This is a genomic window from Nocardia sp. XZ_19_385, assembly GCF_015355755.1.
GTDB lineage: Bacteria > Actinomycetota > Actinomycetes > Mycobacteriales > Mycobacteriaceae > Nocardia.
This window is the reverse complement of sequence record NZ_JACVEE010000004.1, coordinates 80,278-95,171: the sequence shown is the minus strand read 5'-3', so window position 1 is coordinate 95,171 and position 14,894 is coordinate 80,278. Positions and strand designations below refer to the sequence as shown.

Annotated in this window: 11 protein-coding genes; 4 read left to right on the top strand and 7 right to left on the bottom strand. The window is 66.7% G+C overall.

All coding sequences use genetic code 11. From position 1 onward, the window contains the following. Positions 1–131: 131 nt before the first annotated feature. Both IBX22_RS29340 and IBX22_RS29335 read left to right on the top strand, forming a co-directional pair. The gene (locus tag IBX22_RS29340; RefSeq protein WP_194819011.1) at positions 132–1,007 is read left to right on the top strand and encodes an AzlC family ABC transporter permease; all 876 of its coding nucleotides are present in this window, start codon (positions 132–134) and stop codon (positions 1,005–1,007) included. Continuing rightward, positions 1,004–1,315: an AzlD domain-containing protein gene (locus IBX22_RS29335; protein WP_194819010.1), complete on the top strand. Its 312-nt coding sequence runs from the start codon at positions 1,004–1,006 to the stop codon at positions 1,313–1,315. Before IBX22_RS29340 ends, IBX22_RS29335 begins: the two co-directional genes overlap by 4 nt. Before the next feature lie 1,019 nt (positions 1,316–2,334). Here IBX22_RS29335 and IBX22_RS29330 read toward each other — a convergent pair. From IBX22_RS29330 to IBX22_RS29315, 4 genes are all read right to left on the bottom strand, one after another. Next, entirely contained in the window at positions 2,335–3,003 is a 669-nt protein-coding gene (locus tag IBX22_RS29330) for a hypothetical protein (protein ID WP_309234836.1), read from the bottom strand. Between the two features lie 72 nt (positions 3,004–3,075). Further along, positions 3,076–3,528, bottom strand: coding sequence for an acyl-CoA thioesterase (locus IBX22_RS29325; RefSeq protein ID WP_375540301.1), 453 nt, complete (start codon positions 3,526–3,528; stop codon positions 3,076–3,078). A 204-nt stretch (positions 3,529–3,732) separates the two neighbouring features. Next, complete coding sequence (locus IBX22_RS29320; RefSeq protein ID WP_309234835.1) at positions 3,733–4,317, bottom strand: chloramphenicol phosphotransferase; 585 nt, start codon at positions 4,315–4,317, stop codon at positions 3,733–3,735. Positions 4,318–4,362: 45 nt separating this feature from the next. Next, on the bottom strand, positions 4,363–5,250 hold the full coding sequence (locus IBX22_RS29315) for a LysR family transcriptional regulator (RefSeq protein WP_228539742.1): 888 nt from the start codon (positions 5,248–5,250) through the stop codon (positions 4,363–4,365). Positions 5,251–5,320: 70 nt separating this feature from the next. Between IBX22_RS29315 and IBX22_RS29310 the strand changes: the two genes are divergently transcribed. Further along, the gene (locus IBX22_RS29310; protein WP_309234834.1) at positions 5,321–6,607 is read left to right on the top strand and encodes an MFS transporter; all 1,287 of its coding nucleotides are present in this window, start codon (positions 5,321–5,323) and stop codon (positions 6,605–6,607) included. A 59-nt stretch (positions 6,608–6,666) separates the two neighbouring features. Beyond that, positions 6,667–6,936, top strand: a complete 270-nt coding sequence (locus tag IBX22_RS29305) for a GlsB/YeaQ/YmgE family stress response membrane protein (RefSeq protein ID WP_228539740.1) — start codon at positions 6,667–6,669, stop codon at positions 6,934–6,936. Positions 6,937–7,009: 73 nt separating this feature from the next. Here IBX22_RS29305 and IBX22_RS29300 read toward each other — a convergent pair whose 3' ends face one another. The 3 genes from IBX22_RS29300 to ssb all read right to left on the bottom strand — a co-directional run bounded on the left by IBX22_RS29300 (position 7,010) and on the right by ssb (position 14,744). Then, complete coding sequence (locus IBX22_RS29300; RefSeq protein ID WP_194819009.1) at positions 7,010–11,974, bottom strand: NAD-glutamate dehydrogenase; 4,965 nt, start codon at positions 11,972–11,974, stop codon at positions 7,010–7,012. A gap of 519 nt (positions 11,975–12,493) precedes the next feature. Continuing rightward, positions 12,494–14,170: an energy-dependent translational throttle protein EttA gene (gene ettA, locus IBX22_RS29295; protein ID WP_194819008.1), complete on the bottom strand. Its 1,677-nt coding sequence runs from the start codon at positions 14,168–14,170 to the stop codon at positions 12,494–12,496. A gap of 55 nt (positions 14,171–14,225) precedes the next feature. After that, positions 14,226–14,744 carry a single-stranded DNA-binding protein gene (gene ssb, locus IBX22_RS29290; protein ID WP_194819007.1) on the bottom strand — a complete coding sequence of 173 codons (519 nt, stop codon included), beginning with the start codon at positions 14,742–14,744 and terminating at the stop codon, positions 14,226–14,228. Positions 14,745–14,894: the final 150 nt, after the last annotated feature.

Genomic DNA, 14,894 nt, shown 5'->3' with positions numbered 1-14,894 from the left:
GGAACGCTGAGTTTACCCATCCGGTCCGCGCCGCAAGCTGCCGTCTCCTGGGTGCGGGAAACGCCCGGATTCGGAGTCGGCGCGCGGAGCCGTGTTGACTAACGCGGGGGCTAGCGTTCACCATAAACAACATGCGTTCGATATGGCGAACACTCGGCCGGGACACGGCCTCCGGTATCGCGGCCGTCCTGTTAGCGGTCTGGGTCATCGGATTGACCTACGGCGCCACCGCGATCAGCTCGGGTTTCCCGATCTGGCTGCCGGTGGTGCTGAGCTTCGCCGTGCTCGCGGGCGGCGCGGAGTTCCTGTTCATCGGCATCATCGCCGGTGGCGGGAGCCCGATCGCGGCCGTGCTGGCCGGGCTGGTCGTCAACGCGCGCCATCTCCCGTACGGGCTGTCGGTGCCCGATGACGTGGTCGGCACGGGCTGGCGGCGCGCGCTCGGCGTGCACGTGATGAACGACGAATCCGTCGCGATGGCGCTGGCCGAGTCCGACACGGCACGCAAGCGGGTCGTCTACTGGGTGTGCGGGCTCGGCGTGCTGCTGGCCTGGCCCGGCGGTGCGGTGATGGGCGCTCTGATCGGCTCCGTGGTGCCCGATACGTCGGCGCTCGGGCTCGATGCGGTCTTCCCTGCGGTCCTGCTGGCGCTGGTGGTGCCCGCGCTACGCGACCGGACAACCTTGGGGTCGGTGTGCGTGGGTGTCGCGATCGCAATGGTGACCGCGCCGTTCCTGCCCGCGGGAATGCCCGTGCTGGTGGCGCTTTCGGGTGTGCTGTGGGCGGCATTCCAGACGCGGGGTGCGGACAAAGATGAGGCCGAAAGTAACGGCGGCAGGGACCGGGCCCGGCTCGCGGCCACTGCGGTGGCGAACGATCGCGCAGACAAGACCTGCGCAGCAGCGGAACCCGCTGACGAGACCGGTACTGCACTGGAGGCCGCGGCGCCATGCTGCGAGCCCGCAAGGGACTCTGCGCCGAAACAGCTTTCGGGAGCGACAAGATGATGCTGGCCGCCGGAATCATCGCCCTCGCCCTCGGCACTTACGCCTTCCGCTGGGCCGGTCCTGCCCTGCGCAGCCGGATCCAATTCCCCGCCCGCGCAAAGCGACTCCTCGAAGTCGGGGCAACGGTCCTCCTCGCCGCACTGGTCGCCATCGAGACCCTCCCCTTCACGGAAGGCCACCTCAGCACCGCCCTCCCCGCAGGCGTCCTCGTCGCCGGCATACTCGCCTGGCGCCGCTGCCCACTCCTCCTGGTAATCCTCGCCGCAGCCGCAACCACCGCAGGACTGCGCGCCCTCGGCGTCTCCTGACAGCCAGCAGCAAATATCAACAGGCACTAGCGACGGGACACTCACTCCCGCCCCTGACGCTGGCGGCCTTCAAGCCCCACCGCCGCAAGGTCACACCATCGCAGGCACCGGCGCCCAGTCGCTGAGCCACAGCGTGACCCTGTCCGGGTCGTCGACCGCGCCCAGCAGTACGAGGCGTTCGTCAGCGAAATCCCATGCGCTGGGCAGCGTGTAGTGCTCCTGACATATGAGGCAATAGGTTCGGCGGGCATCCAGTGCAACGGTGTGCCAGCCCAGCCGAACCGCACATTGCGGGCATCTCACAATTACCAAGATCATCAGGCACTGGTGGCGGACGCTCTCGACCTATGCCGCCACCAGGGCCTGGTGATCTTGAATATGCCCTGGCACTACATCAACGGTGCCGGACGCCGGTCCAGCCCACGCCAACCCTTCCCGATACTCCCGCCACCACGTAAAGCCTTGAACAAACACCGCACCACACCAGGTCACGCGCCCTCAAGGTCTCCCGACACTCCGCCGCCAAGATCATCAGGCACTGATGGCGGGAGCCTCTCGGCCAATGCCGCCATCAGTGCCTGATGATCTTGAACTCCCACAGCACCACCGTCACAGGGGTTGCACGCCTTCGGTTCCCTGACGAAAGGAGGGCCGTCGACCAAGATCATCAGGCACCAGCGGCGGGAGCTCTCGGCCGATGCCGCCGCTGATGCCTGGTGATCTTGAATTTCCACAGCACCACCATCGCGGGAGTGCACGCCCCGGGTTTCCTGACGGAAGGACGGCGGTCAACCAAGATCAACAGGCACCAGCGGCGGGAGCTCTCGGCCGACGCCGCCACTGATGCCTGGTGATCTTGAATTTCCACAGCACCACCATCGCGGGAGTGCAAGCCCCGGGTTTCCTGACGGAAGGACGGCGGTCAACCAAGATCATCAGGCACCAGTGGCGGGAGCTCTTGGCCGATGCCGCCATCAGTGCCTGTTGATCTTGCACGGATCGATTGCCTCGTGTGGGCGTTAGTTGGGGAAGAGGGGGATGGCGCCGGCGCGGCGGCGGGCGACGGAGCCGTAGCGGGCGTCGATGCGCAGCCAGGTGGGGGTGGCGCGGACTCGGACGATTTCGGTGGGTGGGATGCGGCGGGATTCGGCTTTTTCGCCGGAGTGGGGGATGAAATCCATTGCGGTGAGGGCGAAGACGACGCGCATGGGGACTTCGACTTCGAGTCCTGGAGCGGAGACTGTGAGTACGGTCTGGTCGAGGAGGGCGGCCGGTGGGCCGTGTGAGCTGCCGTGTTCTTTGGCGAGTTCCGCGCCGCGTTCGGCGAGTTCGACGAGGGTGCGGGCGGGGACGTCGTCGACGTGGGCGAAGCCGTCGGTGGGTGGGAGGGCGCCGCGCCAGGCCGAGTCCATGGAGTAGCCGAGGTCGATCGGGCTGCCGGAGGGAAGGCCGGCCAGTACCAGGTCGGCGCCCACGGTGACATCGTCGACGCCGAGTTCGGCGACTACCGTGCGCACCGCGAGGGTTTCGAAACCGGTTGCGACCCAAGCGGATACGAGAGTCGCATCGCGGCGGCGCAGGCGGACCACGGCGGCTGGGTCCAAGCGGACCGCTCGGCTCAGGAAGGTGGCCAGATTTTCCCGTTCGGCCGGATCGGACACGTACAGCACGCGCTGCTCTGCTTTCACCGAATCCCTGCCCTCACGAAATCCATACCCTCACAACAACTCTGCCGTACCGGACCGAACTTCGACGGCGGATTACATCCACTCGCTGAGGTATTCGCGCTCACCCTCGGTGAGCCGGCGCAGCCGCTGCGTTTGGATATCGAACGCCGCGAGCTGCGTGGAGGCGATCACCGCGGGCGGCGAATCCGGCGCCGCACCCGCGGCCCGCACCTCGTAGCCGACGGTGAAATCCACGGCGCGCAGCTGCTCGATCCACATGGCGACATCGAGCGGAGTGTCCTCGTGGCGCAACTGGCCCCGATACTTCACGTGCAGGTCGGCCAGTACACAACCCTCACGCAATGCGACGGTGGGGCGCCCGTCGTCGAACAGCCACGGAATCCGCGCCTCCTCCAGCAATGTCACCATGCGGGCGTGGTTGACGTGCTGGAACGCGTCCATATCCGACCAACGAACCTCCACCTTGGCGTGGAACCGCTTGGGTAGCAAGGCCACCGCACCGGGCTGCTGCCCATTCCCGTTCACCGAACTCGTCAACGTGGTACCTCCGATTGGTTGCCCGCCGCACTCGCCCTGCCACGCTGCCCTAGGCGATCCGGCGAGATCGTTGGACTTCGAACATTCCGACTCCCCGGCCCTGGTAAGTCTCCGGGCCGCAGATCGATCTCGGCACCCAGTATTGCAATGTCTGCCGCCGCGGGCAGGACAGGGGCGTTGCGACGGCGCGCCTCAAACCCGCCGGAGCACGGTTCTGGCAAGTTCAGCAGGCGTTGCCGTGCTGGTATCGACACTCAGGTCATAGCGCACATCGTGCCGATGAACAGTCCGCAGGTGACCACGAGCCAGCCCCCGCTCATTGCCCCGCGCGACCTCCCGCTGCTCGGCCACTTCCAGCGGACACCTCACAGCCACAACCAGCGCATCGAGGCCAGACAGCGCCGACATCCACAACGGCATCAGTTCCGGACTGAGCAGCATCTCGTCGACAACGACGTCGTTCCCACCATGCGCGAACGCGGCAGCCGCCGCACAGCCCGAACGCAACATCCGCAAACCCGACGACCCATACCGAACCACCACCAGCGGATGCCCATCCACATCATGCTCGGCCCGGTCATACCAGAATCCATCGCGACTGAGCGGACCGTCCAGTCCCCCACCCCATTTCGGCGGCACCATCGCGAAGAGCGTGTCGATCCCCCAGTGCAGAAACGGACTCTCGCTCTCATCCTGGATCGCCCGCGCCAACGTCGTCTTCCCAGAACTCGACGTCCCGTTGAGAAAGATCACCCGCCCGGGCAAGCCCTTCCGCACCAGCCGAGGCTACCGCCCCTCGGCCCCACCGATCACGGTCTTGGGTTAGGGCTTGGGCCAGGTGGATTCGAGGAAGTGGTGGAAGCGGGCGGCGGGTGGGGGTAGGGGGTGGTCGGTGCGCCAGGTGAGGCCGATGGTGCGGCGGGCGGCGGGGGTGGTCAGGGGGAGGCCGATGGTGCCGGAGGCGCCGGCGAATTGTTCGGGGAGGATGGCGACGCCCAGGCCGGCGGCTACGAGGCCTTCGATGGTGGCGAGGTCGGCGCTTTCGAAGGAGATCCGTGGGATTACTCCGGCTTCGGCGAAGAGGGCGTCGATGAGGGTGCGGTAGCCGAAACCTACCGGGGTGGTGACGAATTCGTCGTTGGACAAAGCGGCGAGGGTGATTCGTTTGCGGGATCGGAGGGGGTGGGCCGGGGGGACGACGAGGACCAGGCGTTCGCGTTGGAGTGGAAGCCAGCCGAAGTTGCCTGGCTCCTGCCAGGAGGTGACCGCCAGTTCGACGGCGCCCGACTGCAGGTCGTTGCGAATGTGGTGGTGGGGTTCCTGGCTGAGTAGGACTCGGACGCCGGGGGCGTGTTCGTGGAAGCCGCGCAGGAGTTGCGGGACCAGCGAGGTGGCCATCGAATCGAGGAAGGCCAGGCGGACTACGCCGCTGTCGGGGTTCAGGCGGGCGGCCAGTTCGACGGTGAGTTGGTCGTAGCGGCCGATCAGGTCGCGGGCGGTGGCGACGACGAGTTCGCCGTTCGGGTTCAAGCGGACGCCGGACGGAACGCGTTCGAACAGGCGGGTGCCGAGTTCGGCTTCGATACGAGCCAGGGCGCGGGAGAGGGTGGGCTGGCTGACGCCGAGGATCGCGGCGGTGTCGGTGAGGTGCTGGTGGTCGGCGAGGGCCACCAGCCAGTCGAGGTCGCGCAGCAGCACAGGCAGCATCATACGTTTCGCGCATCGAGATGCGATAAATCCGACATTGGACGTATGAGGGTGGCAGGCCCAGGATCGTCGGGTGACCGCAGTTGTCGAGCCGGAGATCCGGCAGATCGAGATGGGATATCTGCCCGGCAGTCCGGGATATCGCCGGGTGCTGGTGGCGCTGTTCGCCGCCGGGATGGCGACATTCGTGCTGCTCTACGACACCCAGGCGCTGCTGCCGGAGTTCGTGGACGCGTTCGGTATCTCCCCCGCGCAGAGCACGCTGGTCATGTCGGTGACGACCGCCGCGCTGGCCCTCGCACTGCTGGTCTTCGGGCCGCTGTCCGAGGCGGTGGGCCGCACGCGGCTCATCCACTTCTCGCTGATCTCCTCGGCCGTGATCGCGCTGGCGTGTGCGTTCGCGCCCAGCTGGGATGCCTTGCTGGCGTTGCGGCTGCTGGGCGGAATCGCCCTCGCCGGCCTGCCCGCTGTGGCGACGGCGTATCTGCGTGAGGAACTGCACCCGTCCACGCACGCCCGCGCGGCGGGCCTCTACATCGGTGGGACCGCGCTCGGCGGCATGGCGGGGCGACTCGTAACCGCGCCGATCGCCGAGGCAGCCGGTTGGCGGTGGGCGCTGGTGGCCGCCGCTGGAGTCGCGTTGATCTGTGCGGTGATCGTCGCGCTCACCCTGCCCGCCTCCCGGAACTTCGTCGCGCGCCCGGCTCGGCCACGAAACATTCTGGCGATGGCCCGCGGTGCGCTGTCCGACCGAGCGCTGCTCGCGTTGTACGTGATCGGCGCCTGTTCGGTAGGAGCTTTGGTCGCGGTTTTCAATGCGCTCGGATTCCGGCTCACCAGTTCGCCTTTCCATCTCGGAGTCGGTGTGGTGAGCCTGGTCTATCTCGTCTATCCGCTCGGCACGATCAGCTCCACGGTGTCCGGCCGCCTCGCGGACCGCCTGGGCCGGCGAGCGATCATGCCGGTCGGCAGCGCGCTCGCGCTCGCCGGAGTGGGGCTCACCCTGTCGGGGTGGCTGCCGGTCGTCGTCGCGGGGGTCGCCGTACTCACCGTCGGCTTCTTCGTCACACACGGATTGGCCAGCGGCTGGGTGGCAGCTCGCGCGCACGCTTCCGGAGCCAGTACCAGTCAAGCCGCATCGTTCTATCTGTTTGCCTACTACGTCGGTTCGTCGGTGTTCGGCAGCCTCGGCGCGCACGCTTGGACCAGCGCGGACTGGCCTGGCGTCGTAGCACTGACGGCGGCGTTGGTAACCGTGGCGGGCGTCCTGTCGCTCGCGCTGCGTCGCATACCGGTGTTGGGCGCCAGCACAATTCACGAATCCGAGTTGAAACCGTTGCTACACAGCCGTATCGACTGAAGGCCCGGAGTCATACACTGGCGGAGCGGTTTTCGCGCAGGGTTCGAGAAAGGCTCCCCATGCGGATTTTCGGGATGCTGTTGTTCGCCATTCTTATCGGGCCGCTCGTCGGCGCCTTAGCCAGGCTGGTTTTGCCTGGGAAGCAGAATATTTCGTTCTTCAAGACCTGGGCGCTGGGCACACTCGGCGCCTTCATCGGCGGGATCGTCGCGCTGATTTTCGGGCTCGATTCCACCAGCGGCATCGACTGGGCCCAGTGGGCTCTGCAGATCGTCTGCGCCGCGGTGTTGATCGCGGCGGCCAGTCGATCCAGCCTCGTTCGCAGGTAGCGCTGCCACAAGGCAATGCTTTACGTCGGTGGGCACCGGCACTGAAAGGTGCCGGCGCCCACCGACGTTCAGTTCAGCGCGGGACCTCCGACTGCGCACCGACGCCGCTGACCATGCTGCGGACCTGCCGCGCCGCCACCGACAGGGTGGCGAGGTCGTGGGTGCCGGATTCGAACAGTTCCGACAGGGCGGCGCGGGCGCGGCCGAGGCGGGACTGGTTCTTGGATTCCCAGTAGGCGATCTTCTCGTCGGCGGTTTCCTCCGGGTCACCGGCGGAGAGCACGTCGAGGGTGAGCGACCGCAGCGAGCCGTACATGTCGTCGCGGAGGGCGAGGCGAGCCAGGGCGTGCCAGCGGTCGCCACGCTCGAGATGACTGACGGCCTGGAGCAGCCAGTCGATCTTGAGATGCTCGTTGAGCGCGTAGTACAGCGATCCGACCTCGTCGCCGCTGCGGTCGGTGATGTCGGCGATATCGATGACATCGAGCAGCGGGAACAGGTTGAGCAGCCCGAAGACCTCGGTGGTGAGGTCCTTGGGCGCGCCCCGTTTGACGAGCTCGGCGGACTGGTCGGTGAGCATGGCGACGTGATGTCCACGCAGCCAGCCCTGAACCTTCGGCGCCAGTTCGCGGACGCCGCGGCTGTAGCGGTTGATCTCGGCGCCGACCGCGATGGGCTGCGGGCGGTTGCTCAGCAGCCAGCGGGAAGCCCGGTCCAAGGTCTTCTTGGTTTCCAGCTCGAGTTCGTCGCGAACGCCGATGGAGGTGTCGGACCCGCGGATCCGCGCCCAGGTGTCGTGCAGGCCGAAGATCTCGCTGGCGGCGGCGAAGGCGCGCACGGAATCGGTTGTGCTGGCCCCGATTTCCTCGTTGAGCCGGTGTGCGTAGGTGATGCCGCCGTAGTCGACCATCTCGTTGACGATCATGGTGGTGAGGATTTCCCGGCGCAGCGGATGCTTCTTGATGGCGGCGCCGAAGCGGACGCGCAGCGGTTCCGGGAAGTAGTCGGGCAGCCGGGTGGCGAAGTGCTGCATGTCCGGCAGGTCCGAGTCGAGCAGGTCGGCTTTCAGCGAAAGCTTCACGTGCGCCATGAGATTCGCGAGCTCCGGCGAGGCCAGCCCGGAGCCTTCCTCGAGGCGGCGCTTCATCTCCACCTCGCTGGGCAGCGCCTCGAGTTCGCGATCCAAGCCGCGCCGCTCTTCCAGATCCTCGACGAGCCGCATGTGCACATTCAGCATGCGGGCCGCGTTGAAGCGCGAGATGCCCATCAGGAAGTTCTGGGAGACGTTGTCCTGCAACACCATCCGGGCCACATCGTCGGTCATGGAGGCGAGCAGCGGATTGCGCTCAGGTTCGGGCAGCAGGCCGCCGCTGACCACGCTGTCCAGCAGGACCTTGATATTGACCTCGTGGTCGGAGCAGTCCACACCGGCCGAGTTGTCCAGCGCATCGGTGTTCATCTTGCCGCCGCCGCGGCAGAACTCGATACGGCCCAGGGCGGTGGCGCCGAGGTTGCCGCCCTCGCCGATCACCTTGACGCGCAACTGGTTTCCGTTGACGCGCACCGGATCATTGGACTTGTCACCGACTTCGGCGTTCGACTCGGTGCTGGCCTTGATGTAGGTGCCGATACCACCGTTCCAGAGCAGCCCGACCGGCGCGAGCAGGATCGCGCGCACCAGGTCCGGCGGTGACAGCGAGACCACATCGTCGCTGAGCCCCAAGGCCTTTCGTGCCTGCGGGCTGATCGGCACCGCCTTCACGGTGCGATCCCACACGCCGCCGCCCGCGCTGATCAGCGCGGTGTCGTAGTCGGCCCACGAGGAGCGCGGCAGTTCGAACATGCGCTGCCGCTCGGCGTACGAAGTGGCCGCGTCCGGATTCGGATCGAGGAAGATGTGCCGATGGTCGAACGCCGCGACCAGTCGGATGTGCTCGGACAACAGCATGCCGTTGCCGAACACGTCGCCGCTCATATCGCCGACGCCGACCACGGTGAAATCCTGTGTCTGCGTGTCGATATCCATCTCGCGGAAGTGCCGCTTCACGCTCTCCCACGCGCCCTTGGCGGTGATGCCCATCGCCTTGTGGTCGTAGCCCGCGGACCCGCCGGAGGCGAACGCGTCGCCGAGCCAGAAACCGTAGCTCTGGGCCACATCATTGGCGATATCGGAGAACGTGGCGGTGCCCTTGTCTGCGGCCACCACCAGGTAGGTGTCGTCGCCGTCGCGGCGGATCACCCGCGCGGGCGGGCGCACTTCGCCGGTGGCGCGGTCGACGTTGTCGGTGATGTCGAGCAGGCCGGAGATGAAAGTCCGGTAGCAGGCAACACCTTCCGCGCCCAGCGCCTGCCGGTCCACGCCGGGATCGCCGGTGGCCGCGGGCGGCTGCTTCACCACGAAACCGCCCTTGGCGCCGACCGGCACGATGACCGCGTTCTTCACCGCCTGCGCCTTCACCAGGCCCAGGATCTCGGTGCGGAAATCCTCCAGCCGGTCGGACCAGCGCAGCCCGCCGCGCGCCACCGGACCGAAGCGCAGGTGCACGCCCTCGATCCGCGGCGAGTACACGAAGATCTCGAATTGCGGTTTGGGCTTGGGCAATTCGGCGATCAGCTGCGGCTCGACCTTGATCGAGAGGAAGTCGCGCGGTGTGCCGTCGACATCGGTGACGTAGTAGTTGGTGCGCAACGTGGCCTTGATCAGGCCGAGGATGGCGCGCAGGATGCGGTCGGCGTCGAGGCTGACCACGTCATCGATGCGGCCGCGCAGCTGGGCTTCCAGCTGCTGGGCGTCGTCCTCGTCGACAGTGTCGGGATCGAAGCGGGCCGCGAACAGGTCGACGAACAGCCGCGCCACATCCGGGTAGGTGAGCAGGACGCGGGAGATATTGGCCTGGCTGTACGGGAAACCGGCCTGCTGCAGGTATTTCGCGTAGGTGCGCAAGATCGACACCGCGCGCCAGGGCAGCCGGGCTCGCAGCACCAGTTCGTTCAGGCCGTCGGCCTCGGCGCGGTCGTACCAGACCGCTTCGAACGCATCGGTGAAACGTTCACGCAGACCGCGCACTTCGGCTTCGAGCGCATCGGCGCGGGCCGAGGCCTCCAGCAGCTCGGCGTCCAGGTCGCGGTCCAGCGAACTGCGCAGCAGCTCCGGCCGGGCGAGCAGGCCGAAGTCGTAGATCCAGCGTTCGCTGGTCTGGCCGCCGGGCAGGTCGAAGAGGATCTGATACGGGCGCTCGTCGACCACCTCGACGCCGAGGCTCTGCAGTACCGGCAGCACCTGGCTCAGCGAAATGCCGCTGCCGCCGATGTAAAGGCTGAACCGCCACGAGCCGGGTTCCGAACCCTGCTTGCGGTACAGGTGCTGATCGATCCGGCCCTCCGCCAGACGTTCCAGCCGGACGATGTCGCCAAGTGCGTGCCGGGGGCCGAAATCCTGCTTGTAGCCCTCGGGGAAGGCGGCCGCATAGCGTTGCACCACACCGGGATCCAGCACGGTGGAGGTGCTGACCTCGTCGTTGAGGTGATCGTCCCAGGTGTGGCTGGCCTCGGCGAGCAGCCGCTGGATGCGTAACCGGTTGGGTTCGGAGGTGTCGGCCAGGGTGCGGGCTTCGCGGGGCGCGACGGAATCCGCGTCCGGCATCCGGACCGTGAAATACACACTGGCGAGCTCGCTTTCGCTGACCCGCGCCGAGTAGTCGATGGAGACGCCGCCGAGTTCGCGGACCAGGATCTCCTGCATTTCCAGGCGCACCCGGGTGGTGTAGCGGTCGCGCGGCAGATAGACCAGGCAGGCGACGAAGCGGCCGTAGCTGTCCTCGCGCATGAACAGCCGCACCTGGCGGCGCAGGCTGACGTTCAGCACCGCCACCGCGGTCTTGCGCATGGTTTCGATATCGGAGGAGAACAATTCGGTGCGCGGGAACGACTGGATGACCTCGAGCATGGCCTGACCGGAGAACGAATCCAGGTCGAAGCCGCTCTCCTCGATGACCGCGCGCACCCGGCGTTCGATCACCGGGATGTCGAGCACGTTCTCGTGCACCGCGGTGACGGTGAAGACGCCGATGAACAGGTGCTCACCGACGATGTTGCCGTGCTCGTCCCAGTCGGCGACGCCGACGAAGTACGGGTACACCGAGCGATGCACGGTGGCCGGGACCAGGCCCTGGGTGAGCATGAGCAGCGGGCGGTCGCCGCCGTTGATCGGGACGCGGAAGTCGGTGCCGACGTCCGGGCGCAGCACGCCCAGGCAGGTGCCAGGCATCGGATTCGACGTGGTCAGGCCCTCTTCGGTGGTGTCGAGGCGATACTGGGCGAAACCGAGGACGGTGAAATTGCCGCTGGCCAGCCAGCGCAGCAGCTCCGCCGTGTCGATCAGATCGCCCGCGGAAAACGGTGCGTCGCCGGCTTTGGCGGCCTGCTTCAGGTCGTCGGCCAGTTTGCTCTGCACCGCCTGGATGGCGTCGGTGTCGCCGATGACCTGGCGCACGTCCGCGACGACATCGGGCATCGCTTGCTCGATCCGGTCCAGCAGTTCACGGCTGGTGGAGGGGTGCAGTTGCAGGTGCATCCAGGATTCGCGCAGGACTCCGCCGTTGCGGTCGACCTCGTGCGGGACGGCCTTGGTCAAGCGGCCGTTCTCGTCGCGTTCGACCTCGAAGATCGGGTGGATGACCTCGCTGACGCTGACACCCATCCGGCTCAGCGACGAGGTGATGGACTCCACGAGCAGGGCCATGTCGTCGGTCACCAGCTGAACCGCCGCGCCCAGCCCGGACGCATCGTCCGGGTGGTACACGCGGACCAGCGCGCGACCCTTCGGGCGGGTCATCGCCAATTCCAGGTGCCGCCGGAAGATTTGGGTGATTCCGGTGATCGCACAGTCCACATCGCCCGCGTCGACGTGGCGGAAGTACGCCTCCTCGAGTGTCCCGAGCGCGTCCCGCAGCGATTCCGGCAAACTCGCGGACCATGCCGCGTTGTCTGCTCGCTCCAGATGGCGCCCGCCATTGGACAATTCGGACGAGACCGTCATAATTTTTCGCCAACTCCTCGGATTCGGTTCCGCAACAAAGTGACGCCGGTCCGAGAGTAGCTGTGCGATACACGCGCGGGGGTGAAATCCCTTCTAAACACAGGGTGTTCACCACTGCCATAGTGGTAGCCGCCGAATTGCCATCGTCAAAAACGCTGGCACAGCACCGATCGGACCGACACCCTCACGTAGACGCGTTCGCAGTAGGTATGACCCCACGGGGACGGCAGGAGGCGACAGCCGACGGGGTGGGTGAACTCAGCCTGGACTGCGCCTGCGCATGCACGGTCACCACCCTAGCGAGAGTTGCGCCACTGTCCAGGTGGACGAAATTTCCTTCGGCGGACCCGGCTTCGGGCCGGTTGCCGCCGCAGGTCCTTCGGCAAGATGGCGCTTTTGTGACACCTTCGGCGAAAAACGCGCTTTCGACAGCATGTTCGGGCCACCTACGCCGAGCGGCGGGGCGATGCGCCGCTGCGCTCGCCCCGCCGCTCGGCGTGGATCGGGATTCGGCCCGGGTCAGTCGCGGGTCAGCTTGCGGTGCGTAACCCGATGCGGGCGAGCCGCTTCCAGGCCCAGACGCTCGATCTTGTTCGCCTCGTACGCCTCGAAGTTGCCCTCGAACCAGAACCATTTGGCGTCATTGTCCGAATCACCCTCCCACGCGAGGATATGGGTGCAGGTGCGGTCCAGGAACCAGCGGTCGTGCGAGATGACCACGGCGCAACCGGGGAACTGCTCGAGCGCGTTCTCCAGCGAACCGAGAGTTTCCACGTCGAGGTCGTTGGTCGGCTCGTCGAGCAGGATCAGGTTGCCGCCCTGCTTGAGGGTCAGCGCCAGGTTCAGTCGGTTGCGCTCACCACCGGAGAGCACGCCGGCCGGCTTCTGCTGATCCGGGCCCTTGAAGCCGAACGCGCTGACGTACGCGCGTGACGGCATCTCCTGGTTACCGACCTGGATGAAGTCGAGTCCTTCGGAGACGACCTGCCAGACGTTCTTCTTCGGGTCGATGCCCGCGCGGTTCTGGTCGACGTAGCTCAGCTTGACCGTCTCGCCGACCTTCACCTCGCCGCTGTCCGGTGCTTCCAGCCCGACGATGGTCTTGAACAGCGTGGTCTTACCGACACCGTTCGGGCCGATGACGCCGACAATGCCGTTGCGCGGCAAGGTGAACGACAGATCCTTGATCAGCTGGCGATCGCCGAAGCCCTTGTCCAGGTTCTTGACATCGACCACGACGCTACCCAGGCGCGGACCGTGCGGAATCTGGATCTCCTCGAAGTCCAGCTTCCTGTGCTTGTCGGCCTCGGCCGCCATCTCCTCGTACCGATCGAGACGGGCCTTGTTCTTGGCCTGACGAGCCTTGGCGCCGGAGCGGACCCAGGCCAGCTCGTCCTTCAAGCGCTTCTGCAGCTTCTGGTCCTTCTTGCCCTGGACCGCGAGCCGCTCGGCCTTCTTCTCCAGGTAGGTGGAGTAGTTGCCCTCGTAGCCGATGGCCTTGCCGCGGTCGAGTTCGAGGATCCACTGGGCGACGTTGTCGAGGAAGTACCGGTCGTGGGTGACGGCCAGGACGGCGCCCGGGTAGGCGGCCAGGTGCTGTTCGAGCCAGAGCACGCTCTCGGCGTCGAGGTGGTTGGTCGGCTCGTCGAGCAGCAGCAGATCGGGCTTGCTCAGCAGCAGCTTGCACAACGCGACGCGGCGGCGCTCACCACCGGAGAGGTTGGTGACCGGCTCGTCCGGCGGCGGGCAGCGCAGCGCGTCCATGGCCTGCTCGAGCTGAGAGTCGACGTCCCAGGCGTCGGCGTGATCCAGGTACTCCTGGAGCTTGCCCATCTCGTCCATGAGCTCGTCGGAGTAGTCGGTGGCCATGAGCTCGGCGATTTCGTTGAAGCGGTCCAGCTTCACCTTGACCTCGCCGAGGCCCTCCTCGACGTTGCCCCGAACGGTCTTCTCCTCGTTCAGATGCGGTTCCTGCATCAGGATGCCGACCGTGGCGCCGGGCGCGAGGAAGGCTTCGCCGTTGTTCGGCTGGTCCACTCCGGCCATGATCTTGAGCACGCTGGATTTACCGGCGCCGTTCGGGCCGACGACGCCGATCTTGGCGCCGGGAAGGAAGTTCAAGAAGACATCATCGAGCACGACTTTGTCGCCGTGCGCCTTACGAACTTTCTTCATCGTGTAAATGAACTCAGCCATATACGCAAGCCTATCGGTCTAGGGGTCGGTGGAGCGAAGTCGAGGGTGCCGTGGATCAGGCGTCGACCGGCTGTGTTTCGGCGCGGTCGGAGGAGGAGTCGCTCTGCACGGTCGTCGCATCCCCCTGGTTCTCGCCGACACGTGCGCGTTCTTCAGCGCTCGATCCCTGACAAGTATTCCGCATCAGGCTCGCGGGCCCGGAGCCGGACCCGTAGTCGGAGTTGCGGGTGATGGCCGCGGCGCAGCGGGAGAGATCGGGCCCGACGGTGTAGGCCCGTAGTTCCAGCTCGCGGCGGTCGGTGCCGTCCTTGGCGCGGAATTCGACGGTGCGCAGGTGGCCGTGCACGACCACCGGGTCGCCGCGGTGCAGCGAGCCGTCGACGCCGAGGGCGAGCCGGCGCCAGCAGGTGATGGTGAGGAACATCGTCCCGCTGTCGACCCACTCCCCGGAGGCGTCGCGCCGCCGCGAGGTGCTGCCCAGGCGGAAGGTCACCATCGGCTCCCCGGTGGGCAGCTGGCGCCGCACCGGAGTGGTGACGACATTGCCGACGATGGTCGTCAGTGGCTCGTACATGGTTACGCCCCTTCGGATTTCGGACCTGAGCAGACGCCCCGGGTGCTTGCTCCCCGCTGCGAGGACTCCTCCAGCGTGCGCGCCGCGAGCCCGGAACGGATCGCCGAAATCGAATTTGGGGACAACTTTCCCGACTGTGGACACCCACCC

Bases quoted from the DNA above. Each gene is read 5' to 3' on its own strand.
- IBX22_RS29340 (WP_194819011.1), top strand. From the start codon at position 132: ATGCGTTCGATATGGCGAACACTCGGCCGGGACACGGCCTCCGGTATC.
- IBX22_RS29335 (WP_194819010.1), top strand. From the start codon at position 1,004: ATGATGCTGGCCGCCGGAATCATCGCCCTCGCCCTCGGCACTTACGCC.
- IBX22_RS29315 (WP_228539742.1), bottom strand. From the start codon at position 5,250: ATGATGCTGCCTGTGCTGCTGCGCGACCTCGACTGGCTGGTGGCCCTC.
- IBX22_RS29305 (WP_228539740.1), top strand. From the start codon at position 6,667: ATGCGGATTTTCGGGATGCTGTTGTTCGCCATTCTTATCGGGCCGCTC.
- IBX22_RS29300 (WP_194819009.1), bottom strand. From the start codon at position 11,974: ATGACGGTCTCGTCCGAATTGTCCAATGGCGGGCGCCATCTGGAGCGA.
- ettA (WP_194819008.1), bottom strand. From the start codon at position 14,170: ATGGCTGAGTTCATTTACACGATGAAGAAAGTTCGTAAGGCGCACGGC.
- ssb (WP_194819007.1), bottom strand. From the start codon at position 14,744: ATGTACGAGCCACTGACGACCATCGTCGGCAATGTCGTCACCACTCCG.